Source organism: Streptomyces sp. NPDC029292, assembly GCF_055569295.1.
On the sequence record NZ_JBVHXR010000001.1, the window covers coordinates 856143 to 880818 of the forward strand.

The following is a 24676-nucleotide window of genomic DNA, read 5'->3' on the forward strand; positions in this document are numbered from 1 at the left end:
GTGTGGGGGGGGGGGTGGTGGGGGGGGGCGGGGGGGGGGGGGAGCGCGCCCCCCCCCCCCCCCCCCCCCCCCCCCCCCCCCCCCCCGGGACCCGTGAGCGCACGAAAGGCATTTGGCAGGGGGCGCTGACCAGATCTTTCGACGCAAGGGGTGCTTGAGTTCGATGACAACCACCGATTTCTCGACGTCCGTCCCCTATCAAGAGGTGACGGACCGCAATGGCCGCGTCTACCGCGTCGGCGAATCCGACGTCGACATCATGGGCCGTAAGCGTAAATGGATGGTCTTCCTGCCCTGGGCGGGCATGCTGGGCATCAGCTCCGCCGAGTACGCGTTCACATCGGCGGAGGACACGCTCCACGATGCTCACCTGTGGAGCAGTGGACACATCTTCTGGCTGATGGGCGTCTGGGTGTTCTTCCAGGCGGCCGTGGCGTTCCCGGCCGGGCAACTGCGGGAGAGCGGCCGCCTCCCCGCCCGTACGGCGATGCTGCTGGGCGCGCTGGGCACCCTGCTGGGCTACCTGTCGCTGGCCTTCGCGCCGCATGTGCTGATCGCCTATCTCGGCTTCGGCATGTGCAGCGGTATCGGCGCCGGTCTCGTCTACGCGACCTGCGTGAACATGGTCGGCAAGTGGTATCCGGAGCGCAAGGGCGGCAAGACGGGCTTCGTCAACGGCGGTTTCGCCTACGGGTCCGTGCCCTTCGTCTTCCTGTTCACCTCGTACATGGACCTGGGCAACTACAGGGGCGTCCTGATCGGCGTCGGTCTGCTCTGCTGCGCGGTGGTCGCGGTCGCCGGCTGGTTCTTCAAGGACCCGCCGAAGGGCTGGTGGCCCGCGAACGTGGACCCGCTGAAGGTGTCGGACGACCCGAGGATCCGGCGGGCGCTGGAGAAGAACCCGCCGGCCGTGAAGCAGTACAGCCCCAAGGAGGCCGCTCGTACCCCCGTTCTCTGGATGATGTGGTTCTGTCTGCTCTGCACGGCCGGGATCAACATCTTCGGCATCGCCTTCCAGGTGCCGTTCGGCAAGGACATGGGCTTCGCGGGCGGGATCGTGGCCACGGCGATGTCTCTGAAGGCCATCGTCAACGGCACGGGACGCGGCGTCATCGGCTGGATATCCGACCGTGTCGGCCGGCGCCACACACTGATCATCGTGTGTCTGGTGCTGGGCTCGGCCCAGTTCGGTGTGCTGGTCTCCGGCCAGATGGGCAGCATGCCGTTCTTCCTGTTCTGCTCCATGGTCTCCGGATTCGGCGGTGGGGCGATCTTCCCGCTGTTCGCGGCCATGACGGCGGACTACTTCGGTGAGAACAACAACGCCTCCAACTACGGAATGGTCTACAGCTCCAAGCTGATCTCGGGCCTCGTGGGCTCCGGCATGGGCGCGATCGTCGTCGACGCGTGGGACTACCACGGCGCCTTCGTGCTCGCCGGATCCATCGGCCTCGCGTCCGCCGTGCTGGCGCTGTTCCTGAAGTCACCGGGCCGGCCGCAGGCCCGGAGCATCGTTCCCAACCCGCACCCGCTCGGCGAGGAGATGGCTTGATGACGGCGGAACCCATCGCCACGAAGAACGCGTCGGAGGACTCCGACGCCTCGAACCGCTCGTACCGCGAAGTCACCGACGCCCGGGGCCGGGTCTACCGGATCGGTGAGACGGACCGGGACATCCTCGGCCATTCACGCAAGCTCATGGTGTATCTGCCGTGGATCGCCATGATGGCCATCAGCGTCTTCGAGTACGCGTACGGCTCCGCCGAGGACACCCTGTCCCACGCGCACGGCTGGACGCAGAGCAACACCTTCTGGATCCTGAGCGTCTGGGTCTTCTTCCAGGCCGGCATAGCCTTCCCCGCCGGCTGGATGCGGGAGAAGGGCATCCTGACCGCCCGCAAGGCGATGTACGCGGGCTCGGGCATGTGCGCGGTCGGCTTCCTCGCCCTCTCTCACCTGAGCAACGTCCTCCTGGCGATCCTCGGGTTCGGTGTCATCGGCGGCATCGGATCCGGTCTCGTGTACGCGACCTGCATCAACATGGTCGGCAAGTGGTTCCCCGAGCGGCGCGGCGCCAAGACCGGGTTCGTCAACGGCGGATTCGCGTACGGCTCGCTGCCGTTCATCTTCATCTTCAACTACGCCTTCGACACGGCCAACTACCACCGCGTACTGGACCTCATCGGCTGCTACGTGATGATCGTGGTGCTGGCGACCGCCTTCTTCTTCAAGGACCCGCCGAAGAACTGGTGGCCGGCGGACGTCGACCCGCTGACGTACGGCGGTACCGAGAAGGGTGCCGCCAGCCTCGCCAAGAACCCTCCCGCGGTGAAGCAGTTCACGCCCAAGGAGGCCATCAGGACCGGCATGCTCCCGCTCATGTGGGTCGCCCTCGTCATGACCGCGGGCGTGTCGATCTTCGGGATCTCCTTCCAGGTCGACTTCGCCAAGGAGGTGGGTTTCGGCCCGCTGGTGGCGGCGTCGTCGATGGGCGTCATGGCCGTCATCAACGGCATCGGCCGGGGTGTGGTGGGCTGGCTGTCCGACAGCTGGGGCCGCAAGCAGACCCTGGTGTTCGTCATCGTCGTCCTGGGGCTCGCGCAGTTCGGCGTGATCTGGGCCGGCGACATCCACAGTGAAGCGCTGTTCCTGTTCTTCGCCTTCCTCTCCGGGTTCGGCGGCGGGGCGTTCTACCCGATGTTCGCGGCCCTGACTCCGGACTACTTCGGCGAGAACTACAACGCCACCAACTACGGCCTGGTGTACAGCGGCAAGCTGATCAGCGGCCTGTTCGGCGGCGGGCTCGGCTCGATGGTCGTCGCGGCCTGGGGCTACAACGGCGCCTACGCACTGGCCGGCGGCGTCTCCATGGTGGCGGCCGCGATCGCCCTGCTGCTGCGGCAGCCGGGACGGACGCGGGCCGGTACTCCGGCTCCGCAGCCGCAAACGGTGGGCTGAGCGGGCGAGTTCGGACAACGGGCGGCCCTCCCCGGTGAGCGTTCCGCGGGGAGGGCTGCCCGTTCGTGTGCGCGAGGGCGCCCGTCTCGGGTGGGGTGCGCGCTCGGCTAGCCGCGCTTCTCGCGGAGGGCCGCGAGGTTGTCGTATCCGATCTTCGCGTGGTTGAGCGACTGCGCGGGATCAGTGGCGCTCGGGGCGTTGTCCTGCTCGACCATCGGGTTGTGGTAGTTCCGGGCGCCGACGCGCGAGAAGAACGTGGTGTAGTCGATGACGCCGGTGCCGAAGGGAACCATGTCGTAGCCCATGCCGTTGGTCGTGTTGACGGTTCCGTCCTTGGCGTGGAAGAGCGGGTAGCGCTTGTTGTGGCCTGCGACGAGCCCGGCCGGGTCGAAGACCTTCTCCCGAGTGGAGCCGTCGTGGGCGGTATAGGTGTGGAACTTGTACTGGGCCACGTGCGCCCAGAAGATGTCCATCTCCAGCCAGACCACCTTCGGGTCGGTGATCTTCAGGAAGTACTCCAGCTTGCGGATGCCGGAGCTGCGGGTCGGGCGGCCCTGGGCGTCGAGCGGGCCGCCGTCGAGGAGGAAGTCGTATGCCGCGTCGTGGTTGTGGGTGTAGAGCTTGAGGCCCTCACGGCGCGCGATATCACCGAGCGCGTTCCACTTGTCGGCGGCCACGTCCCAGTCGGCGCGGTAGACGCTGCCGGTGGGGTCGCCGCCGGTGCCCATGTGGGCCATGCCGAGGACGTTGGCGATCTCCAGGTGCTTCTTGAAGGTGTCCAGGTCGGGTGTGGTGAAGGGCCAGGACGGCGGTATGAAGCCGTGGTTGCCCTGGGCGCGCAGCCCGTAGTCGTCGAGCCAGGAGCGCAGCAGTTTGGCGCCCTCCACGGACTCCAGGCTCGCGCCGCCCGGCGCGTTGGCGTGCTGGCCATATCCGGCGAACTCCACCTGCCGGTAACCGAAGCGCGAGAGCTGGTTGAAGACCTCGCGGAATCCGGAGGGCAGATCGGTGGCGAGCGGGTCGCGGCCGGTGGCGTCACGGACGGTGTAGAGGATGATGCCGCGCTTGTTCGCGGGGACGAGGACGTCGCCGCCGTGGTCGTGGCCTCTGTCCCGGTCCTGGGCCAGGGCGGGTGAGGCGCCGAGGACCGGGGCGGCGATCGCCGCGGTCGCGGCGGCGGTGCAGGTGGAGAGGAATCGGCGGCGGCTGACGCCGAGAGTGCGGCGCAGGGCGTCGCCGGTTCCGGATTCGTCGTTGAACGCGGTCACGGTTTCTCTCTTTCGGGTCGGTGGTGGGCTCTGACGGTGCCGGGCTCTCTGCGGCTCGTGTGCAGGTCAGAGGCGTGCGGGACACGGGCGGGCGCGTGCGGGACACGTGGCCAGACCCGTTGTCAGTGGCGCGTGCTTCACTTTCTGTAGTTGCTCGACACGGGCTCGTCACAGTCCGTCAGGACTCGTCAGGTGAGGCCTGCCAGATCGAGCAGCAGGGATTTCACTTCGGTGGCCGCGACGCGGCCGGTGACTGTGCGGGGGGTGGAGCAGATGATGAGCGGACCGTCGTCGTCGCTCAGGGGGAGGCGGCCGTGGCTGCCGCGAATAGGTGAGGGATCCAGCGGCACGACCGCCATGCGGTAGCGCATGCCGAGCTTCTTGCGGGCCAGCGCCGTGGCCGCCTTCACCTTGACGTAGGGGTCGAGGGGATCCATGAAGAGTTCGACCGGGTCGTAGCCGGGTTTGCGGTGGATCTCGACGAGCCGCGCGAAGTCGGGCGCGTGGGCGTCGTCGAGCCAGTAGTAGTACGTGAACCAGGCGTCCGGCTCCGCGATGGCGACGAGTTCGCCGGAACGCGGATGGTCGAGGTGGTGGGTCTTCTTGCCCTCGTCGTCAAGGAGTTGCTCGATGCCGGGCAGGTCGGCGAGGGCTGCCTTGGCGGCCTCCAGGTCCTCGGGACGTCGTACGTAGACATGGGCGATCTGGTGGTCGGCGACGGCGAAGGCGCGGGACGCCATCGGGTCGAGGTACTCCATGCCGTCCTGTGTGTGCACGTCGAGGAGCCCGGCGCGGCGCAGGGCGCGGTTGATGTCGACGGGGCGATCCGCGCGGGTGATGCCGTACTCGGACAGCGCGACGACGGTACGGCCTTCCGCCCGCGCCTCGTCGAGAAGGGGAGCCAGGGCCGCGTCGAGGTCGGCGGCCGCCTGAAGGGAGCGCGGGTCGTCGGGGCCGAAGCGCTGCAGGTCGTAGTCGAGGTGAGGGAGGTAGCAGAGGGTCAGGTCCGGGCGGCGGGTGCGGTTGATGTGGCGGGTCGCGTCGATGATCCAGCGGCTGGAGACGAGGTCGGCGCCGGGACCCCAGAAGTGGAACAGGGGGAACGTGCCGAATTTCTCGGTGAGTTCGTCGTGCAGGGCCGGAGGCCGGGTGTAGCAGTCGGGTTCCTTGCGGCCGTCGGCGTAGTAGACGGGACGGGGAGTGACGGTGATGTCGGTGTCGGCGCCCATGGCGTACCACCAGCAGATATTGGCGACCGTGTAGCCGGGGTGCGCGCGCCGGGCGGCGTCCCACAGCTTGTCGCCGGAGACCAGGCCGTTGTGCTGACGCCACAGGAGTACCTCGCCGAGCTCGCGGAAGTACCAGCCGTTGCCGACGATGCCGTGCTCGGAGGGGTGGGTGCCGGTGAGGAAAGTGGACTGGGCGGCGCAGGTGACGGCGGGCAAGACGGTGCCGAGCGGGGCACGGGAGCCGGACTGGCCGAGGGCCTTGAGGCGGGGCATGTGGTCGAGGAGACGGGGGGTGAGGCCGACGACGTCCAGGACCAGGAGTGGGGTGGGACGCGCGCGCTCGCCGGGGTGTGCGGGCTGTGGTACCGACGGCTGGGTCACGGCAGCTCCTTGAGGCCGAGGTCCGTCAACAGGTCGCGGGCCAGGGTGAGTTCGGCGGCGATGCCGTCGGCGAGCTGGGCCCGGGCGCGCGGGCGCAGCTCGGGTGGGAGGGCCTGCCAGGTGTAGGTCTCGACCTCCAGATGGCGGGTGAGCGGGTGCGGGCCGCCGACCAGACGAGTCAGCGCGGCTCGGAGTACGGGGAGCGTGGAGGTGAGAGGCGCGGCGGGGGCCGCGTGCAGCGGGACGTGGAAGTGGGCGCGCCACGGGGAGGCGTCGGGCAGGGCGTCGCCGGCCAGGGCCTCGCCGAGGTCGTCAGTGCCTCGCAGGCCCGCCGCGATGGGGGTCCCCCCGCTCGAACGCCGTTGAGAGTGGGGGAGGGTGCGGGTCTGGTGCAGGAAGCGGGGTTCGTCGAAGGCGGCGAGGGCCGCGCGGACTTCGGGGAGATGGGGGTGTTCGGCGTGCAGGGCGGCTGAGAGCTGGGACTTGACGACGGGGACACGGGCTCGTGCGAGCGCGTCCAGGGCGGTGTGCGGGTCTTCGAAGGAGGTGGCGAGGTGACAGGTGTCGACGCAGACGCCGATCCGGTCGTGGCCTACCGCGGTGAGCGGGGCGAGGGCGTCCGCGGTGGTCTCGACGGTGCAGCCGGGTTCGGGTTCCAGGCCGACGCGGATGGAACGGCCGGTGAGTTCGTCGAGGGCGTCGAGGCGTTCGGCGAGCGTGGTCAGTGCCCTGTGTGCGGTCGCCGCTCGCGCGTCGTCGTAGGCGGTGCGCCAGGCCAGCGGCAGGGTGGAGATGCTGCCATCGGTGACGTCGTCGGGGAGGAGCTGGGCCAGGACGCGGGCCAGGTCGGTGGTGTGGGCGAGGCGTTCGGGGTCGGCCCAGTCCGGCTTGTAGACGCGGTACTTGACCTCTTCGGCGCCGAAGCCCTCGTACGGGAAGCCGTTGAGGGTGACGACTTCAAGGCCGCGGCGGTCGAGTTCGGTGCGCAGGCCGCGCAGCGCGGACGGGTCGGTGACCAGGGCGTGGGCGGCGTCCCTGGCGAGCCACAGGCCGATGCCGAGGCGGTCGCGGCCGAGGCGGCGGCGGACGGGTTCGCAGTGGTCGCGGAGCTGGGCGAGGACGCCGTCGAGGGTTTCGGCGGGGTGGACGTTGGTGCAGTAGGCGAGGTGGACGGTGGAGCCGTCGGGGTGGCGGAAGCGCATGGGTCACTCCCCGCCGCGCAGGATGGAGTTGCCCTCGTGGGTGACGTCCGGGGGCGTGAGGCGGAGGTTCAGCCTGCCGCTGAGTCCGTAGAACTCCACGGGGTTGCGCCACAGCACCCGGTCGACGTCGTCGTCGCTGAACCCTGCCGTCAGCAGGGCGTCGCCGACCCGGCGGGTCTTGAGGGGGTCGCTTCTCCCCCAGTCCGCGGCCGAGTTGACGAGCACCTGCTCCGGCCCGTACTCGCGCAGGATCGCGACCATCCGTTCCTCGTCCATCTTGGTGTCCGGATAGACGGAGAAGCCCAGCCAGCAGCCGCTGTCCTTGGCCTCCTTCACGGTGGTCTCGTTGAGGTGGTCGACCAGGATCCGGTCCGGGGAGAGAGCGGACTCACGGACGGCATCCAGGGTGCGGCGCAGGCCGGCCAGTTTGTCGCGGTGCGGGGTGTGGACGAGCGCGGGCAGCTCGTGGTCGGCGGCGAGTTGGAGCTGGGCGGCGAGCGCCGTGTCCTCGGCGGGAGTCATCGAGTCGTAGCCGATCTCGCCGACGGCCACGACCTGGTCCTTGACGAGATAGCGGGGCAGTTCGTCGAGGACGGGGACGCAGCGGGGGTCGTTCGCCTCCTTGGGGTTGAGGGCGAGCGTGCAGTGGTGGGCGATGCCGTACTGGGCGGCGCGGAACGGTTCCCAGCCGAGGAGGGAGTCGAAGTAGTCGAGGAAGGAGGCGGGTGAGGTGCGGGGCTGGCCGAGCCAGAAAGACGGCTCGACGACGGCGCGGACGCCCGCGGCGTGCATGGCTTCGTAGTCGTCGGTGGTCCGTGACGTCATATGGATGTGGGGGTCGAAGATGCGCATCAGGACTCCTTGCCGGGAGTGCCGCACCTGCGGGAGCCGACGTGGCGGTCGGCCGTGCCGGTGGGGGTGGCCGTGGGCTCGGTCAGGGCCAGGACGCGGTACAGGTCCTCGGGTACGGGACGGCCCGCAGCGGTGCGTTCGTCGGCGTAGTCGCCGAGCATGCGGGCGAGTTCGTGGTCGGCGTGGGCACGCCGGGGCAGCTCGGCCACCTCGTGCACGGGGACACCCGTGAACAGGCACTTCAGGACGGCGTGGCGCCAGCCGTGGGGGTCCAGGTGGCGGGCGGCGTATGGGCCGACGGCGGCGGCGACGAGGCGGGTGTCGTTGGTGCGCAGGGCGTCCTCGACGAGGGGCAGCGCTTCCGGGCCGGGCACGAGATGGGGCAGGGCGTGCAGGACGGCTCGGCGTTCGGCGGCGGTGCCCTGACGGTAGACGCGGGTGAGGGCGTCCGGGTCGGCGCGAGCGGCGTGCAGGAGGAGGACGCGGGCGGCGTCGGCGTACTCGGGTCCGCACCGGCGCCCGGCCTCGGCGATCCGCAGCTCCCAGACGGAGATGGGGCCGTGGGTGCCAGGGTGGGCGGCCGCCTCGTCGAGGGCCTGGTCCAGCCAGGCGCGGGCGGCTCCGCCGAGATGGGTGTTCAGGCGGGCGTGCAGGACGGCGAGGGCGGGTTGTCGGGCGGTGCCGCTCGACTGGTGGCCGTGGGTGCGGTGCTGGTGGTTCACGGGGTTCTCCCTTCGGGGCCCTTGGGGATCGCCCGGGCCGCGCGGTGGAGGAACGGGAGGGACTGTTCGGCGAAGTGGGGGCCCGCGTGGGAGTGGCGGGGCAGTTCGACGACGGTCAGGGCCTGGTAGCCGGTGGCGGCCAGGGCTTCGAGTACGGGCGGGAAGTCGATCTCCCCGTCCCCGAACGGGAGGTGCTCATGGATGCCGCGGCGCATGTCCTCGATCTGGACGTGGCGCAGCCAGGGGGCGGCGTCGCGTACGCAGTCGGCGGGCGGCCGGGGTTCGAGGCACTGGCAGTGGCCGATGTCGAGGGTGAGGCCGAGGGCCGCCGGGTCGCCGAGTGCTCGGCGGAGGCGGTGGAAGTCGGCAAGGGAGGCGAGCAGGTGGCCGGGTTCGGGTTCGACGGCGAGGGGGACACCGGCGCGGGTGGCGGCGTCCAGCACCGGAGCGAGCGCCTCGGCCAGGCGTTTCCAGGCGGTGTCCTCGTCCGTGCCGGGCGGGGTGACTCCGCTGAAGCAGTGCACGGCATGGGCGCTGAGCTCGGCGGCGACTCCTACCGCCCGGATGAGCAGGTCGACGCGGCGCGCCCGGTCGTCCGGGTCCGGGTCGAGGAGCGAAGGTCCGTGTTTGCGCCGTGGGTCGAGGACATAGCGGGCCCCGGTCTCCACGGTGGCACCGAGGCCGAGCGCCTCCAGCCTGCGCGCCACCTTCCGGGTGCGGGCGCCGAGATCCGGGGCGAGCGGGTCGAGGTGCATGTGGTCGAGGGTCAGGCCCACGCCGTCGTAGCCGAGGTCGGCGAGGAGGGCGAGGGCGTCGTCGAGACGGAGGTCGGTGAGGCCGTTGGTGCCGTAGCCGAAGCGGAGGGGGTGGGAGTGAGGGCTCCGAGTCATGTGACGCTCACCTTCCTCGCGAACGTGCGGGCGGCTGGGGCGAGTGCGGCCGTCAGGAGGGCTGTGACGGGGGCGCCCGCGCGGGCGGCGAGGGTGGCTTGGAGGGGGATCATGGCGCGGATTCCGCCGCCGACGGCTCGTTGGGTGAGCGGAGGTGAGGGGTTCAGGGCAGCGTGGAAGAGAGGGCGGGCGGAGGTGGCGGCGTAGGCGAGGGTGAGGGCTCCGCGCAGGGTTTCTGTCACGGGGTTCGGGGAGGGGGAGGGGAAGGAACCTGGAGCGGCGCCGGATGCTTGGCCGCGTCTCGTGCTCGGGGCGTCAACACGTCCTGCGTGACCAGCTGTCGGGGTATCGACGGCAGGCCGACCCGCGCCTGACCGGCCGTGCGACAGCCCCCAGGCCAGCGCACCGGTCGCGGTCAGCGCGGTCAGCGGTGCCACCGGCGAACCACCCCGCGTCTCGCCGCGCGACACCGTGGTCACCGCGAGGGTGTGGGTGGCCAGGGCGAGAGCGGAGGGGAGGGCGTGGCGGGCGGTGCGACAGGCGGCGGTCACGCCGAGGAGCACGTCCTGGCCGCGCGCGGCACTTCCGGTGGTCGCCGTGCCGAAGAGCGGATCACGGCTGCGAGCCGTGTGCGTGCGCGCGATGTCGTCGGCGGTGGCCGTCGCGCCGAGGAGTACGTCGAGGCCGCGTGCGGTGGCCATTGCCGCGGGTCCGGCGAGAGTGTGTTTGAGCGTGAGGTCGTACGCCCAGACGGTGGCCGCGAGGGGGACGGCGACCGCGAGGGACGAGCCGCCCGCGCGGGCTGCGAGGGCGAGGCCCGCCGCCGTCAGGGCTCCGGCCGCCGCGAGTGCCGCGGGCGGGCGGATACGGCCGGAGGGCAGCGGGCGGTGCGGGCGTTCTACGGCGTCCTCGGCACGGTCCGCCCAGTCGTTGAGGGCCATGCCCGCCTCGTACAGGCAGAGGGAGGAGCCGATGGCGAGGAGGGTGCGGGAGTTCGGGCGGGCTCCGACGGCGGCGGCCCCCGCGAGGGCGTCTCCGGGGACGGTGAACAGGGCGGGCAGGCGGAGCAGTTCGGCCCAGGCCCGGCCTGTTGCCTTCACCCTCGCAGTCCCCGTCCTCACCTCCGTTCTCGCCCTCCCCCTCGTCCTCGCTCCCGCCCTCACCGCACCTCCCCGGAACGTCCCCGGAGCCGCCGTGCGAGGCCCGCCAAGGCCGCGTACTGCTCCCCCAGCGACGCAGGCCCCTCGCCCACCGGGTCCTTGAAATAGAAGCCGAGTTCGCTCAGTGGGCCGGTGAGGCCGGCCTCGTGGGCGCCGGAGACCAGGCGGGCGAGGTCGAGGACGAGGGGGGCGGCCAGCGCGGAGTCGCAGCCCTGCCAGGTGGTCTGGAGGATCATGCGTGTGCCGAGGAAGCCGTCGAAGGCGATGTGGTCCCAGGCGGTCTTCCAGTCGCCGAGGGCGGGGACGTCGTCGATGTGGGTCTCGCCCTCAGGGGTCACGCCCAGGGTGTCCGCCAGCACCCGCTCCTTGCCCGCGTTCTTCGCCGCTGCGGCGCCGGGGTCGGCGAGGGCCGCTCCGTCGCCGCCGCCCAGCAGGTTCGTGCCGGACCAGGCGCGGACCGTCAGGGCGCGCTGGGCGAACATCGGGCCCAGCACCGACCGGAGCAGCGTCTGGCCGGTCTTGCCGTCGCGGCCCGCGTAGGGGAGGCCGCTGGATTCGGCCAAGGAGGCCAGTGCCGGGTGGTGCAGGCCCGTCGAGGGGGTGAAGTTCACGTAGGGACAGCCGGCGTGCAGCGCCGCCGCCGCGTACAGCGAGCTTGGTGGCAGCGCGGCCCCGACGGGAGTGGGCTCCGTGGATGCCACGTTCACCACGACCGCCCGGGACAGGCCACACCGGCGTACGAATTCCCGTATGTCCGCCGCGAAGGCGTCCACGAACCCGGCCGGATCGCGGGTGTCGCCGGCGACGGGGCCACCGGGGCGGATCTCCCGATCGGCAGCCTCCAGTTCGGCCGCGATCGCCGAGGGGAGGCCATGCGGGAGTACGCCACCGGCCGCCAGGGCCTCCGCCCGCTTCGGGAGCGGGCAGTCCACCGTGTCGTGGCCGCCGAAGACGAGGGACGACAGGGCGGGCAGGCCGCAGTCGGCGAAGAGGTCGGTCTCGGTGACCATGCCCGTCGGGGTGTGCAGACCGGCGGTGACGGCCGCGCAGCCCGCGATGACGGTGGTGGCGACGGAACCTCGCGCTCCGATCAGCCAGACCCCCACCCTGGGTTCGGAAAGGGACGCGGACATGGGCAGCCTCCTTGTCGTACGTCAGCCACAGAGGAGATTCACGGAGGAGATGGAGATACAGATGAGGATGAGAAGGACGGGACGGCGGGCGGGAGTACGGCGTCTCCCGCCCGCCGCCGCTCAGTCGCCCGGCGAAGCCGTACCTGCCGAGGGCTTCACGGGCAGTTCCTTGATCCGGATGTCGCGGAAGGACACCTGGTCGTCGGGTCCGTGGTTCTGGATGCCGACATGACCGTCCCGCAGACTCCGGGCCGGATCGGTGTTGGTGAAATCGTTGATCTTCACGCCGTTGAGCCAGACGCGGAGGCGCTCGCCCTCCACGCGGATCTCGTACGTGTTCCACTCCCCCGGCGGGTTCAGCGCGCGGTCGCGCTTCTTGAGGTCGGCGGACTGGAAGCTGTACACGGCCCCCGTGGTGCGGTCGGGGGTGTCGGTCGCGTCGATCTGGATCTCGTAGCCGTTGTTCACGGCCGACCAGGGGTCGTCGGAGGCCGGGAAGCCCACGAAGACACCGGAGTTGTCGTCCCCGGCCACCTTCCAGTCCAGCTTCAGCGAGTACGCGCCAAAGCCGGAACCAGCATCGGAGCCAGAATCGGAGCCAGAGCCAGAACCATAACCAGAGCCGGCGTACCAGAGCATCCCCAGCCCGCCGTTCGACGTGAGCGTCCCGTCGTCCGACAGCGAGAACGAACCCGGCCCCGCCTGCTTCCACGCCGCCAGCGACGCCGCCGTGCCGTCGAAGAGCGACTGGTAGCCGTTCTCCGGGCGGCAGTCGGCCTGCGCGGCGCCGATGGCGTACCGGATTCCGCCCAACAGGTGCTGACGGAAGGACGGTTCCGCGTACGACTCCTTGGTGTGGCCGCCCCCGGTGTAGAAGGCGCGGCCGCCCCGGTACTCCTGGCACCAGGCGATCGGATGATCGCCGCTCATCGTGCCGCCGGTGTAGGACGACTCGTCGAGCGAGGCCAGGACGTGGGCCCGGTCGCGCGGGTTGGAGCGGTAGTTGTACCACTCGTCGGTGCGGTCCCAAGCCCTCGGCAGCCCTGAAGTCGCCGGGTGCGCCCGGTCCTCGACCTCGACCGTCGCCGGCTGGATCGCCGGGTGCGACTGGAAGTAGGCGCCCGCGAGGCCGCCGTAGAAGGCCCAGTCGTACTCGGTGTCGGCGGCCGCGTGGATGCCCACATAGCCGCCGCCCCCCTTGATGTACCGCTCGAAGGCGGACTGTTGGGTGTCGTCGAGGACGTCCCCCGTGGTGGACAGGAAAACGACGGCGTCGTACCGGGCGAGGTTCTTCGTGGTGAAGGCGCCCGCGTCCTCGGTGGCGTCGACGGCGAAGCCGTTCGTGGCCCCCAACTCACGTACCGCCGCGATCCCGTCGGGAATCGAGTCGTGCCGGAACCCGGCGGTCTTCGAGAAGACCAGGACCCGGCTCTCGTCGGCCCCCTGGGAGGCGGCCGGTCCCGACACACAGCCGATGAGCAGGGCGGCCGCGGCACCCACCGTCAGCGTCTGCGCTGCTGCGCGCATGCCAGTCACACCTCCTGTCAGCTCGTGGTGAAGGTGAAGTCGTCCACGTCGTACAGCGCACCGGTCCCGCTCCCCTTGAAGACGAGGTAGAGCGTGGTCGTACCGCGTGGTGCGCGCGACAGATCCGCGCTGACGTCCTGGAAGGTCTCCCAGCCGCCTGTCACCGGCACGGTCGCGGTGCCCAGCACCCGGCCGGTCGAAGAGCCCGCGCGGACCTCGAGGGTGCCGCCCGCTCCGGCGGACGAGATGCGTGCCGTGATCTTCTGGGCGTTGCTCAGGATGTACGGCTTGAACGAGATCCAGTCGCCGTTGTTGATGTCGCCCACCGTCTTGCCGCCGTGCGCGGTGGCCTTGGTCTGGACGGTGATCCCCGAGGAGTCGCCGTAGTGCTCGGCCTGGCGGTGCCTGGGCTGGGCGACGTGCTGGTCGTGGCTGGTCAGCGGAGCCTGGCCACCGCCTCCGCCGTCCGTGTACTCGGCGTCGAAGACCCCGAAGATGTTGGCGTCCTCGTCATGGCCGCTGCCCGCGCCGGTCGAGATGGTGCCGCTGCACCCGTTGGCCGAGGTCAGCAGGTGACCGTGACTGTCGTGGCCGAGGATGAAGTTGACCTTCACCTTGGCGCAGTCGATGGTCGTGTCCTCCGGGTCCGTCACCTTCACCTTGAAGGGCACGGTGTCCCCGAAGCTGAACAGCTGCCCGTCACCCGGGAGTTCGAGCGTCACCTTGGGCGCGGTGTTGCCGACCACGATCTGCACGCTCGCGCTTCCCGTACGCCCGCTCGCGTCCTTGGCGGTCACCGTCGCCGTGTACGTGCCGTTCTTCTTGTAGTTGTACGTCGGGTTCGCCGCCGTCGACTTGCCGCCGTCGCCGAAGTCCCAGCTGTACGTGAGGGCGTCACCGTCGGCGTCGGACGAACCGGCCGAGGAGAAGCGGACCTTGAGCGAGGCCTGCCCGGAAGTGCGGTCGGCTGCCGCCTGCGCGACGGGCGAGTGGCCGTCGGTGGCGTTCTCGATGCGGTACAGCCCCGAGTTCTCGTCGCCGCCGAACCAGGCGGTGCCGTAGTCGAGGACGTACAGCGCGCCGTCGGGCCCGAACGCCATGTCCATCACCTGCGTGCCCGTCCACGGGACGGAGTTGATGGACTGCACGGTGCCGTTGCCGTCCGACACGATCCGCTTGATCCAGCGGCGGCCGAACTCCCCGGCGAAGAAGTTCCCGTCGTACGCCTGCGGGAACTTCACCGGCGAGTCGAGCGAGGCGTCGTAGTGGTAGACCGGGCCGCCCATCGGGGACTCCGAGCCGCTGCCGAATTCCGGGACGGACGCGCCGTCGTACGGGATCCAGGCGGGCTGGGCCGGGGGCAGGTCCGTCAACCCCGTGTTGTGCGGCGAGGTGTTCTTCGGCGCACCGCAGTCGAAGGACGCACCCGAAGCACCCGTCGCGAAGTCGTAGTCCACATAGGCGTCGTTCTTGCCCGTGCAGTACGGCCAGCCGAAGTTGCCGGGCCCGGTCACCCGTGCGAACTCGACCTGGCCGCCGGGGCCGCGCGCCGGGTCGGCCGCGCCCGCGTCCGGACCGTAGTCACCGACGTAGACGATGCCGGTCGCCTTGTCGACGCTGAAGCGGAACGGGTTGCGGAAACCCATCGCGTAGATCTCGGGGCGCGTCTTGTCCGTGCCGGGCGGGAAGAGGTTGCCGTCGGGGATGGAGTACGAACCGTCGGCGTTCACCTTGATGCGCAGGATCTTGCCGCGCAGGTCGTTGGTGTTGCCGGCCGAACGCTGGGCGTCGAAGGCCGGGTTGCGGTCGGCGCGCTCGTCGATGGGGGTGAAGCCGTCCGACTGGAAGGGGTTGGAGTCGTCCCCGGTCGAGAGGTACAGGTTCCCCGCCGCGTCGAAGTCGATGTCGCCGCCGACGTGGCAGCAGATGCCGCGGGAGGTCTTGACGTCGAGGATCTGCTTCTCGCTGGCGTTGTCGAGGGTGCCGTCGGTCTTCAGGACGAACCGCGAGAGGCGGTTGACGCCGTCGAAGGGGGCGAAGTCGGCGGCGGTGCCGGTCTCCGGGGCGTCGCCCGCCGGGGTGTTCAGGGGCGGCGCGTAGTAGAGGTAGATGAAGCGGTTGCTCGCGAAGGCGGGGTCGATGCCCACACCCTGCAGGCCTTCCTCGTCGTGCGAGTAGACGTCCAGCTTGCCCGCGAGCCGGGTGTTGCCCGCCGCGTCGGTGAGGCGGAGTTCGCCGTCGCGCGAGGTGTGCAGGACCGAGCGGTCCGGGAGCACGGCGAGCGACATGGGCTCGCCGACCTCGGGTTCGCCCTTGGCGAGGGTGACTTGCTGGAAGTCCTCGGCCGCGGCCGCGCTTCCTGAGTCGGCGACGGCTGCGCCGGCCGGGGGTGCGGTGAGGGTGAGGGAAGCGGCCGCCAGCAGCGCGCCGCTCAGCAGGGCGAGTGCCCCGCGCAGTCTCTGACGTCTTGTGTGACTCTCGTTCTTCCTGTTTCTGGCGTACGGGTGCACGAAATGCCTCCATGAAGGGGCTGGTCGTACGGGTGGGTGCGTGACGCCGGGGTGCGCCGTCACCCCGGAACTCTCAGAAGCGGCCCGCAAGGGGCCGGTGCGGCCTAGCCGTTGCCGCCGAACGCCGCGTCGAACGATGCCGACGGCGGCTCGAAGTCGTACGCCTTGAGGCGGGTCAGGGCCTCGGGGGCGCCCTGGAGCCGGTCCATGCCGGCGTCCTCCCACTCGACCGAGACGGGTCCCGTGTAGTCGATGGAGCGCAGCATGCGGAACACGTCCTCCCAGGGGACGTCGCCGTGGCCCGCGGAGACGAAGTCCCAGCCACGGCGCGGGTCGCCCCAGGGCAGGTGCGAGCCGAGACGGCCGTTGCGTCCGTCGAGCCGCTTGCGGGCCTCCTTGCAGTCGACGTGGTAGATCCGGTCGCGGAAGTCCCACAGGAAACCGACCGGGTCGAGGTCCTGCCACACGAAGTGCGAGGGGTCGAAGTTGAGGCCGAAGGCGGGACGGTGGTCAACGGCCTCCAGTGCGCGGTGAGTTGTCCAGTAGTCGTACGCGATCTCGCTCGGGTGGACCTCGTGCGCGAACCGCACGCCCTGCGCGTCGAAGACGTCCAGGATCGGGTTCCAGCGCGTGGCGAAGTCCTCGTAGCCGCGCTCGATCATCGACTCGGGGGCGGGCGGGAACATCGCGACCAGATGCCAGATCGCCGAGCCGGTGAAACCGATGACGGTGTCGACGCCGAAGGCGGCCGCCGCGCGTGCGGTGTCGGCGATCTCGGCGGCTGCCCGCTGCCGTACGCCTTCGGGTTCGCCGTCGCCCCAGATGCGGGCGGGCAGGATGGCCCGGTGCCGCTCGTCGATGATGGCGTCGCAGACGGCCTGGCCGACCAGGTGGTTGGAGATCGCCCAGCACTTGAGACCGTACTTGTCGAGGAGCGCGTGCCGTGACTCGATGTACGAGGGGTCGGCGAGCGCCTTGTCGACCTCGAAGTGGTCGCCCCAGCAGGCGAGTTCGAGTCCGACGTAGCCGAAGTCGCGGGCGAGCCGGCAGACCTCTTCGAGGGGCAGGTCGGCCCACTGGCCGGTGAAGAGCGTGAAGGTGCGCGGCATGGCTAAAGGCCTCCTCGAACCGCTATGGGTGTGTAGACGGAGTTCTTCTCGGCGCTCTCCTCCACCGCCGCCAGCACGCGCTGCACCTGCAGACCGTCGGCGAAGGACGGCACGGGCCGGCGGCCCGCCGCGATGGCCTTCACCAGGTCACGCGCCTGGTGCACGAAGGTGTGTTCGTAGCCGAGGCCGTGGCCGGGCGGCCACCAGGCGTCCAGGTAGGGGTGGTCGGGCTCGGTGACGAGGATGCGGCGGAAGCCCGCGTGCGCGCCGGGTTCGGTGTGGTCGTGGTACGAGAGCTCGTTGAGCCGCTCCAGGTCGAAGGCCAACGAGCCGTGCTCGCCGTTGAGTTCGATGCGCAGGGAGTTCTTGCGGCCGGTCGCGAAGCGGGAGGCCTCGAAGGAGGCGAGGGCGCCGGAGGCGAAGCGGGCGGTGAAGAGGGCGGCGTCGTCGACGGTGACCGTGCCGACCCCGCCCCGCTCCGACACGGCGGACAGCCCGCTCGTGGCACCGCCGGGCAGCGGCCGTTCCCGTACGAACGTCTCGGTGAGCGCGGAGACCCCGACGACCGGCTCTCCCGCCAGATACTGCGCGAGGTCGACGATGTGCGCCCCCAGGTCCCCTAGGGCGCCCGACCCGGCCAGCTCCTTGCGCAGCCGCCAGGTGAGCGGGAACTCCGGGTCCACCAGCCAGTCCTGAAGGTACGTCACCCGTACGTGCCGCAGGGCACCCAGGCGCCCCTCCGCGACCATGTCCCGGGCGAGTGAAGTGGCGGGCACCCGTCGGTAGTTGAAGCCGACCATGGACATCTGGCCGCGCCCGAAGGCGGCCTCGGCGGCCTCCGTCATCGCCTCCGCCTCCTCGACCGTGTTCGCCAGGGGCTTCTCGCACAGCACGTGCTTGCCCGCGGCCAGGGCGGCGACGGCGATCTCGGCGTGGCTGTCGCCGGGGGTGCAGATGTCGACGAGGTCGACGTCGTCACGGGCGATCAGGGCGCGCCAGTCGGTCTCGGCCGCCGCCCAGCCGTGCCGGTCCGCCATCGCCCGCACGGCCTCTCCGTCACGGCCGCAGACGGCGGCGAGGACCGGACGGCGCGGCAGGTCGAAGACGCGGCCCACGGTGCGCCAGCCCTGTGAGTGGGCGGCGCCCATGAACGCGTAGCCGACCATGCCCACGCCGAGCGGCGGCTTGGCGACGGTGGCCTCGGGCCCGGAATCGGCCCCCGCCTCGGCCCCGGCTGCCTCGCCCTGGTGCGGCTGTCCCATGCGGATGTCCTCCTCGTCGTGGTGGCACGGTGGGGGGTGTGAGCGGGGCGCATCACTTGAAGCCGGTGGCCATGTACTGCTGGACGTTGTCCTTGTCGACGACGGCCGAGTAGAGCGTGAGCGACGCGGGAATCTCGAACTCGGCGAGGCCGCCGATGCCCTTTCCCTGGCCGAGGGCGCGGGCGAGGTCGATCGCGGACGCGGCCATGGTCGGCGGGTAGAGAACGGTGGCCTTCAGGACGCTGTTGTCGGCGTCGATGGCTTGGAAGGCGGAGAGGGCGCCGGCGCCGCCGACCATCAGGAAGTCGTCGCGCCCGGCCTGCTTGATGGCGCGCAGGGCGCCCACCCCCTGGTCGTCGTCGTGGTTCCACAGGGCGTCGAACTTCGACTGGGCCTGGAGGAGTTGGGCCATCTTGGCCTGGCCGGACTCGACGGTGAAGTCGGCTGCCTGCCGGGCGACTTTCTTGATGTTCGGGTAGTTCTTGAGGGCAGCGTCGAAGCCCTGGGTGCGCTGCTTGGTGAGCTCCAGGTTGTCGAGCCCGGCGAGCTCGATGACGCGGGCGCCCTTCTTGTCCTTGAGCTTCTCGCCGATGTAGTGACCGGCACTGAGGCCCATGCCGTAGTTGTCTCCGCCGATCCAACAGCGGTACGCCTGCGGGGAGTTGAAGATGCGGTCGAGGTTGACGACCGGGATGCCCGCGCGCATCGCCTGGAGGCCGACCTGGGTGAGCGCCTTGCCGTCGGCGGGCAGCACGACCAGGACGTCGACCTTCTTGTTGATCAGCGTCTCGATCTGGCCGATCTGTGCGGCCGTGTCGTTGGAGCCCTCGGTGATCTCCAGGGTGACGTCCGAGTACTTCTTGGCGCGGCTCTTGGCGTTGTCGTTGATCGCGTTGAGCCAGCCGTGGTCGGCCTGCGGGCCCGCGAAGCCGATGGTGACGTGCTTGCCGGGCTTGTCGTCGGCGGCCGGCTGGCTGTTCGCGGCCGGTTTCTCGTCCTTCGTGTCGTTGCTGGTGCAGCCGACGAGGAAGGCACCGGCCGAGACGGCGGCGGTCCCGAAGAGCAGTCCTCTGCGGCTGGTGAGGCTCGTGGGTTCTGGCATGGCGGTGGACCCTTCCCGTGTCAGGTCGGTGGTGCGCTACGGCTCAGGTGGTGTTCGCTGTGCGCCGCTGGACCAGGACCGCGGCGACGATGATCGCGCCCTTGGCGATCTGCTGGACGTCGCTCTGGAGGTTGTTCAGCGCGAAGATGTTGGTGATCGTCGTGAAGATCAGGACGCCGAGCACCGAGCCGGTGATGGTGCCGCGGCCCCCGCTGAGCAGGGTGCCGCCGATGATCGCGGCCGCGATGGCGTCGAGTTCGTACAGGTTGCCGTTGGTGTTCTGGCCCGAGCCGGACAGGATGATCAGCAGGAAGGCGGCGATGCCGCAGCACAGTCCGGAGAGCAGGTAGAGGTACAGCCGCTGGCGGCGTATGTCGATGCCCGCGAGCCGGGCCGCCTCCGCGTTGCCGCCGACCGCGACCGTGCGCCGCCCGAAGGTGGTGCGGTTGAGGATCAGCCAGCCGATGACCGTGACGACGGCGAAGACGAGGACCAGCGGTGGGACGCCGAGCACGTACGAGTCGCGCTCGCCGAGCTTCAAGATGCTGTTCACGGTGACGATCTGGGTCTTGCCGTCCGTGAGCTGGAGGGCAAGACCCCGGGCCGAGGCGAGCATGGCGAGGGTCGCGATGAACGGGACCATCCCGCCGTACGCGATGAGCAGACCGTTGACCAGGCCGCAGCCCACGCCGACGATCACCGCGGTGAAGAGGATGCCCGCGAAGCCGTACTCCTGTGTGGCGACCGTCGTCGCCCACACGGAGGAGAGCGCGACGATCGCGCCGACCGACAGGTCGATGCCGCCGGAGGTGATGACGAAGGTCATGCCGACGGTGACGACGCCGATCACCGAGGCCTGGGTGAGGACAAGTTGGAGATTGCGGGTGTCGAGAAACTCGTCGGGCTTGGTGATGCCGCCGATGACGATCAGGGCGGCGAGCACGCCGAGGAGCGAGAGGGTGCGGACGTCGGCGCGGCCCGCGAGTGTCCGCCACGAGCCGATGCCGTCCGCCGGCGATATCTTCCGGGTGTCGCCGGGCCTGGGCGGTGACGCGGGCTGCGTCATGATGTCCCTTCCAAGACGAGGTCGAGTACGCGGTGTTCGTCGAGCTCCTGGGCGGGCGCCGTATGGACGACGCGCCCCTCGCGGAGCACCAGGACGCGGTCGGCGAGCCCGAGCACCTCGGGCACTTCGCTGGAGACCAGCAGGACGGCGAGGCCTTCGTCGGCGAGCCGCCGGATGACCGCGTACAGCTCGGCGCGGGCGCCGACGTCGACCCCGCGGGTGGGTTCGTCGAGGAGCAGTACGCGGCAGCCGCGCAGCAGCCAGCGCGCCAGGACGGCCTTCTGCTGGTTGCCGCCGGACAGTGTCCGGATCGGGACCGCCGGATTGTCGGGGCGCAGCGACAGCTCGCGGGTCGCCGCCCGCGCCGCGCCGCGTTCGGCACGCCGGTCGATCCAACCCCCGTGCGCGAAGCGGGACATGGACGACACCGACACATTGCGGGTGACGGACTCCAGCATCAGCAGGGCCTGCGCCTTGCGTTCCTCCGGGGCGAGCCCGAGTCCGGCGCGGACGGCGGCGCGTACGCTGCCCGGCCGCAACGGCCGTCCATGCACGCTGACGTGACCGGCCGTCGCCTTGCGCGCCCCGTAGATCGTCTCCAGGATCTCGGAGCGTCCGGAGCCGACGAGCCCGGCCAGACCGACGATCTCGCCGGGACGCAGGTCGAGGTCGAGCGGGGCGAACTCCCCCTCACGGGCCAGGCCTCGGACCTTGAGCACGGGCTCGCCGGGAGGCCGGGACCGCGGCCGGTCCGGAAAGACGTATTCGACATTGCGCCCCGTCATCAGCGCCACGACCTCGCGCGTCGGCGTGGATTTCGCGGGCAGCCCGCCCGCCACCGCGCGCCCGTCCTTCAGAACGGTCACGCGGTCGCCGATACGGCGGATCTCCTCCAGACGGTGCGAGATGTAGACGACGGCGACGCCGTCCGCGGTCAGATCGCCGACAATGCGGAAGAGGTTGTCGACCTCGTCGGGGTCGAGGGCGGCCGACGGCTCGTCCATGACGATGAGGCGTACGTCGTGGGAGAGCGCACGGGCCATGGAGACGATCTGCTGCTGGGCGGCCGACAGTTCACCGACGAGCCGCGCGGGATCGATCTCCGGATGGCCAAGGCGCCTGAGCAGAGCGGTAGTTGACGCCCGTGCCGTCTTTCCTCGTACGACGAAACCGGCGGCCGTGGGCTCATGCCCCAGGTGGACGTTCTCGGCCACCGACAGGCCCTCCACCAGGTCGAGTTCTTGGTAGATGGTGGCGATGCCGAGGCGCATGGCGGCGATCGGGGAACGCAGGGTGACGTGTTCGCCGCGCCAGCCGATCGTGCCGTCGTCGGGCTGGTGGGCGCCGGCCAGGACCTTGATGAGCGTGGACTTTCCCGCGCCGTTCTGGCCGAGCAGGCAGTGCACTTCGCCGGCCTGGACGTCGAGGTCGACGCCGTCGAGGGCCCGGACTCCGGGGAACGACTTGGTGATGCCGGACATGGTGAGCAGCGGTGGTTCTGGTGCCATGGCGGTTCCCCTTGGCGGGCGTGCGGGCCGGTTTCAGGGCGGTGCGCGTGCGGAGCAAGCGTTTTCAGGCAGGGCAGAGCGGGGCGCTGTACGGGTGAGGTGACTTTTCGGGGCTTTAGGCGGGTGAGAACAGGTGGTCGCTGATGAGCCGGGCCGCGCCGATGACTCCGGCGGTGGGCCCCAACTCCCCCAGCACGATGGGCAGGTTGTTGGTCGCGAGCGGTAGCGACTGGCGGTAGACCTGGGTGCGGATCGCGGCGAGCAGCGTATGGCCGAGACCTGTCACGCCACCGCCGATCACCACCAGGCCGGGGTTGAAGAAGCTGACCAGCCCGGCGATGACCTGGCCGGTGCGGTTGCCGCCCTCGCGGATCAGGTCGAGCGCGGTGGCGTCGCCCGCGGCGGCCGCGGCGGCGACGTCGACGGCGCTGAGGGTGCCGTTCGTCTCCAGACGCGTCCCGAGTTCCGGGGAGAGGCCCTGCTGGGCAGCCTCCGTGGCGTCACGCGCGAGCGCAGCGCCACTGAAGTGGGCCTCCAGGCAACCGCGGTTGCCGCAGGCGCACGGGCGGCCGTCGGGCACGGCCTGGATGTGCCCGATGTCGCCGGCGCTGCCGGTCGTACCGCGGTAGACCTCACCGCCGACGACGATGCCGCAGCCGATACCGGTGCCGATCTTGACGCAGAGGAAGTCGCCCACGGAGCGTGCGACGCCCGCGTGCTGCTCCCCCATCGCCATGAGGTTCACGTCGTTGTCGACCATGACCGGGCAGCCGAGGTCCTGGCTGAGCGCCTCGCGGACCGGGAAGCCGTCCCAGCCGGGCATGATCGGCGGGGCCACCGGGACGCCCTCGGGGAAGCGGACGGGACCGGGTACGCCGATGCCGGCGCCGTCGAAGCCCTCCGCGAGCCCCGAGGCCCTCAACTTGGCGGCCATGGAGAGGACTTGCTCGAATACCGCGACCGGGCCCTCACGGACGTCCATGGGCTGGTTGATGTGCCCGAGGACTTCCAGCTCGGCGTTGGTGACGGCCACGTCGATCGAGGTCGCGCCGATGTCGACGCCGAGGAAGCGCAGGGCCGGTGCGAGCCGGATGTTGTGGGAGCGGCGGCCACCGCGGGAGGCGGCGAGTCCGTCAGCCACGATCAGGCCCGTCTCCAGCAGCCGGTCCACCTCGACGGCCAGCTTCGACCGCGAGAGGTCGACCTGATCGCCCAGCTGGGCACGGGAGTTGGGGCCACCGTCGCGCAACAGCCTGAGCAGTCGGGCCTGGTGCGCGTTCGCGGGTCGTGCGGTCATCCGTCTCACGAGCCCCTCCCGCCTCAACCGGCTTGCGTCCATCGGGATTTGGTCACATCGCCGTGGCTTGCTTTCGAGGGGAACGTAGCAGTGGCTGCCGAAGCTGGGAAGAAGCTGTGCGGAGATTGCTGCCAACTTTCTCCACTCACAGGACAAAGGAGCGTCGTGCGCGGACAGGTGAACCGGCCCAGCAGGCAGGTGAACCACCCGAGCAGACAGGTGAGCCGCCCCCATACGATCTGCTCCATCGATCGGCTCAGGGGGAGCGCATGAACACGGCAACGGACGTGGCGGTAAAAGAAGTCGAAGAGTCAGGGCGCAGAGTCAGCACCCTGGAGCTCTTCTTCGACCTGGTCTTCGTCTTCACCCTCACCCAGCTCACCGTGCTGCTCACCGCCGACCTGTCGTTCGCGACGGCGGCGCGCGTCGCGCTGATCTTCGTGGTGCTGTTCTGGATGTACGGCGCCTACGCGTACCTCACCAACCAGGTGCCGCCCGACCGCCCGTCACGGCGGATCCTGCTGATGCTGGGCATGGGCGCGTTCCTGGTGTGCGCCCTCGCCATCCCGCGCACCTTCGACGACGGCGGTGTCATCTTCGGCCTGGGCTTCCTGGCCGTCGTCCTGGTGCACAGCGCGCTCTACACCAGGAGCCACGGCCGCGACGTCATCTGGTACGCGGTGCCGAACTCCCTGGCCGCGCTGTCGGTCACGGTGGCGGGACTCTTCGAAGGGCTTGCCGCGGACGGGTTCTGGCTGCTGGCCCTGGTGCTCCAGTTCGTGACGCCGTTTCTGGCCGAGCACGGGCCGCGGCGCCGGGACGGCCGTGAGGCCGCCTTTCTGCGCACTCAGCTGGGCGGTCTGGACCCGGCGCACTTCGTGGAGCGGCACGGACTGCTGCTGATCGTCGCGTTCGGCGAGTCCGTCATCGCGATCGGGATCGGCATCGGCGATCTGCCGCTCACGGCGGACCTGTTCGGCGGTGCGTTCCTCGCTCTCGCGCTGGCGGCCGCGCTGTGGTGGACGTACTTCGTGCGCGACGAGCACGGCGCGGAGGAGGTGTTCGCGACGACTCCGCCCGACCGGCGCTGGCGCCTGGCGATGAACGCGTACTACTACGCCTTCCTTCCCATGCTGCTCGGTATCGCCTATCTCGCCGCGGGCGTGAAGAAGTCGCTCGGCCATCTCACCGAACAGCTGCACACCGGCCCGGCACTCGCCCTCGCGGGCGGCGTGGCCCTCTTTCTCACCGGCGACGTGGCCTTCCGCGCGGTCCTGCGACTCTTCCCGGTGACCTACCGCGCGGCCGCGGTACCGGCCGCCCTGGCCACCGCACTCCTCGGCATCCACCTCTCGGCGGTCGCCGAACTCCTCGCTCTGGTCGGGGTGTTGGTGGCGATGCTGGGGGCGGAGGCCCGGTGGGCGCCGTGCCGCTCCGCGCCGGAGCCGCCGCCGGCGGCCTGACCGCCCCTCTCTCCCGAAACGGTCCGCCCGCCCTGCC

19 protein-coding genes are annotated in these 24676 nt (G+C 70.5%); 3 read left to right on the forward strand and 16 right to left on the reverse strand.

Annotated features, from left to right (window positions below):
- Positions 1-163 precede the first annotated feature (163 nt).
- Positions 164-1552 carry an OFA family MFS transporter gene (locus tag ACZ4WS_RS03900; protein WP_467976812.1) on the forward strand — a complete coding sequence of 463 codons (1389 nt, stop codon included), beginning with the start codon at positions 164-166 and terminating at the stop codon, positions 1550-1552.
- Positions 1552-2958: an OFA family MFS transporter gene (locus ACZ4WS_RS03905; RefSeq protein WP_467976814.1), complete on the forward strand. Its 1407-nt coding sequence runs from the start codon at positions 1552-1554 to the stop codon at positions 2956-2958. Before ACZ4WS_RS03900 ends, ACZ4WS_RS03905 begins: the two co-directional genes overlap by 1 nt.
- 107 nt (positions 2959-3065) lie before the next feature.
- Here the strand turns inward: ACZ4WS_RS03905 and ACZ4WS_RS03910 are convergent, their stop codons facing one another.
- The 16 genes from ACZ4WS_RS03910 to ACZ4WS_RS03985 all read right to left on the reverse strand — a co-directional run bounded on the left by ACZ4WS_RS03910 (position 3066) and on the right by ACZ4WS_RS03985 (position 23176).
- The gene (locus ACZ4WS_RS03910) at positions 3066-4226 is read right to left on the reverse strand and encodes a sugar phosphate isomerase/epimerase family protein (protein ID WP_467976816.1); all 1161 of its coding nucleotides are present in this window, start codon (positions 4224-4226) and stop codon (positions 3066-3068) included.
- Between the two features lie 188 nt (positions 4227-4414).
- Positions 4415-5836 (reverse strand): nucleotide pyrophosphatase/phosphodiesterase family protein, encoded by a 1422-nt coding sequence (locus tag ACZ4WS_RS03915; RefSeq protein ID WP_467976817.1) that lies wholly within the window; start codon positions 5834-5836, stop codon positions 4415-4417.
- Positions 5833-7038 (reverse strand): metabolite traffic protein EboE, encoded by a 1206-nt coding sequence (gene eboE, locus ACZ4WS_RS03920; RefSeq protein WP_467976819.1) that lies wholly within the window; start codon positions 7036-7038, stop codon positions 5833-5835. The genes ACZ4WS_RS03915 and eboE overlap by 4 nt, the downstream gene beginning before the upstream one ends.
- A 3-nt stretch (positions 7039-7041) precedes the next feature.
- Complete coding sequence (locus ACZ4WS_RS03925; RefSeq protein ID WP_467976821.1) at positions 7042-7890, reverse strand: TatD family hydrolase; 849 nt, start codon at positions 7888-7890, stop codon at positions 7042-7044.
- The gene (locus tag ACZ4WS_RS03930) at positions 7890-8543 is read right to left on the reverse strand and encodes an EboA domain-containing protein (protein ID WP_467977182.1); all 654 of its coding nucleotides are present in this window, start codon (positions 8541-8543) and stop codon (positions 7890-7892) included. Before ACZ4WS_RS03930 ends, ACZ4WS_RS03925 begins: the two co-directional genes overlap by 1 nt.
- Positions 8544-8608: 65 nt before the next feature.
- A complete protein-coding gene (locus tag ACZ4WS_RS03935) occupies positions 8609-9502 on the reverse strand; it encodes a sugar phosphate isomerase/epimerase family protein (protein WP_467976822.1) in 894 nt (297 codons plus the stop codon).
- On the reverse strand, positions 9499-10602 hold the full coding sequence (locus ACZ4WS_RS03940; protein ID WP_467976824.1) for a UbiA family prenyltransferase: 1104 nt from the start codon (positions 10600-10602) through the stop codon (positions 9499-9501). Before ACZ4WS_RS03940 ends, ACZ4WS_RS03935 begins: the two co-directional genes overlap by 4 nt.
- A gap of 59 nt (positions 10603-10661) precedes the next feature.
- Entirely contained in the window at positions 10662-11795 is a 1134-nt protein-coding gene (locus tag ACZ4WS_RS03945; protein WP_467976826.1) for an inositol-3-phosphate synthase, read from the reverse strand.
- Positions 11796-11915: 120 nt separating this feature from the next.
- The gene (locus ACZ4WS_RS03950; protein ID WP_467976827.1) at positions 11916-13322 is read right to left on the reverse strand and encodes a ThuA domain-containing protein; all 1407 of its coding nucleotides are present in this window, start codon (positions 13320-13322) and stop codon (positions 11916-11918) included.
- Between the two features lie 17 nt (positions 13323-13339).
- The gene (locus ACZ4WS_RS03955; RefSeq protein WP_467976829.1) at positions 13340-15832 is read right to left on the reverse strand and encodes a PQQ-dependent sugar dehydrogenase; all 2493 of its coding nucleotides are present in this window, start codon (positions 15830-15832) and stop codon (positions 13340-13342) included.
- A 104-nt stretch (positions 15833-15936) separates the two neighbouring features.
- Complete coding sequence (locus ACZ4WS_RS03960) at positions 15937-16941, reverse strand: sugar phosphate isomerase/epimerase family protein (protein WP_467976831.1); 1005 nt, start codon at positions 16939-16941, stop codon at positions 15937-15939.
- Positions 16942-16943: 2 nt separating this feature from the next.
- Complete coding sequence (locus ACZ4WS_RS03965; protein WP_467976833.1) at positions 16944-18203, reverse strand: Gfo/Idh/MocA family protein; 1260 nt, start codon at positions 18201-18203, stop codon at positions 16944-16946.
- A 52-nt stretch (positions 18204-18255) separates the two neighbouring features.
- Positions 18256-19305, reverse strand: coding sequence for a substrate-binding domain-containing protein (locus ACZ4WS_RS03970; RefSeq protein WP_467976834.1), 1050 nt, complete (start codon positions 19303-19305; stop codon positions 18256-18258).
- A 43-nt stretch (positions 19306-19348) separates the two neighbouring features.
- Positions 19349-20371, reverse strand: coding sequence for an ABC transporter permease (locus ACZ4WS_RS03975; RefSeq protein ID WP_467976836.1), 1023 nt, complete (start codon positions 20369-20371; stop codon positions 19349-19351).
- Positions 20368-21879: a sugar ABC transporter ATP-binding protein gene (locus ACZ4WS_RS03980; RefSeq protein WP_467976838.1), complete on the reverse strand. Its 1512-nt coding sequence runs from the start codon at positions 21877-21879 to the stop codon at positions 20368-20370. The genes ACZ4WS_RS03975 and ACZ4WS_RS03980 overlap by 4 nt, the downstream gene beginning before the upstream one ends.
- A gap of 115 nt (positions 21880-21994) precedes the next feature.
- Positions 21995-23176, reverse strand: a complete 1182-nt coding sequence (locus ACZ4WS_RS03985; protein ID WP_467976840.1) for an ROK family transcriptional regulator — start codon at positions 23174-23176, stop codon at positions 21995-21997.
- Between the two features lie 269 nt (positions 23177-23445).
- On the opposite strand from ACZ4WS_RS03985, the gene ACZ4WS_RS03990 reads away from it, so the two are divergent.
- The gene (locus ACZ4WS_RS03990) at positions 23446-24639 is read left to right on the forward strand and encodes a low temperature requirement protein A (protein ID WP_467976842.1); all 1194 of its coding nucleotides are present in this window, start codon (positions 23446-23448) and stop codon (positions 24637-24639) included.
- Positions 24640-24676: the final 37 nt, after the last annotated feature.

What these genes read in the sequence shown, in the direction of transcription:
- ACZ4WS_RS03975 (WP_467976836.1), bottom strand. Translation starts at nt 20,371, where the DNA reads ATGACGCAGCCCGCGTCACCGCCCAGGCCCGGCGACACCCGGAAGATA.
- ACZ4WS_RS03950 (WP_467976827.1), bottom strand. Translation starts at nt 13,322, where the DNA reads ATGCGCGCAGCAGCGCAGACGCTGACGGTGGGTGCCGCGGCCGCCCTG.
- ACZ4WS_RS03905 (WP_467976814.1), top strand. Translation starts at nt 1,552, where the DNA reads ATGACGGCGGAACCCATCGCCACGAAGAACGCGTCGGAGGACTCCGAC.
- ACZ4WS_RS03970 (WP_467976834.1), bottom strand. Translation starts at nt 19,305, where the DNA reads ATGCCAGAACCCACGAGCCTCACCAGCCGCAGAGGACTGCTCTTCGGG.
- ACZ4WS_RS03960 (WP_467976831.1), bottom strand. Translation starts at nt 16,941, where the DNA reads ATGCCGCGCACCTTCACGCTCTTCACCGGCCAGTGGGCCGACCTGCCC.
- ACZ4WS_RS03965 (WP_467976833.1), bottom strand. Translation starts at nt 18,203, where the DNA reads ATGGGACAGCCGCACCAGGGCGAGGCAGCCGGGGCCGAGGCGGGGGCC.
- ACZ4WS_RS03980 (WP_467976838.1), bottom strand. Translation starts at nt 21,879, where the DNA reads ATGGCACCAGAACCACCGCTGCTCACCATGTCCGGCATCACCAAGTCG.
- ACZ4WS_RS03925 (WP_467976821.1), bottom strand. Translation starts at nt 7,890, where the DNA reads ATGCGCATCTTCGACCCCCACATCCATATGACGTCACGGACCACCGAC.
- ACZ4WS_RS03935 (WP_467976822.1), bottom strand. Translation starts at nt 9,502, where the DNA reads ATGACTCGGAGCCCTCACTCCCACCCCCTCCGCTTCGGCTACGGCACC.
- eboE (WP_467976819.1), bottom strand. Translation starts at nt 7,038, where the DNA reads ATGCGCTTCCGCCACCCCGACGGCTCCACCGTCCACCTCGCCTACTGC.
- ACZ4WS_RS03945 (WP_467976826.1), bottom strand. Translation starts at nt 11,795, where the DNA reads ATGTCCGCGTCCCTTTCCGAACCCAGGGTGGGGGTCTGGCTGATCGGA.
- ACZ4WS_RS03900 (WP_467976812.1), top strand. Translation starts at nt 164, where the DNA reads ATGACAACCACCGATTTCTCGACGTCCGTCCCCTATCAAGAGGTGACG.
- ACZ4WS_RS03990 (WP_467976842.1), top strand. Translation starts at nt 23,446, where the DNA reads ATGAACACGGCAACGGACGTGGCGGTAAAAGAAGTCGAAGAGTCAGGG.
- ACZ4WS_RS03985 (WP_467976840.1), bottom strand. Translation starts at nt 23,176, where the DNA reads ATGACCGCACGACCCGCGAACGCGCACCAGGCCCGACTGCTCAGGCTG.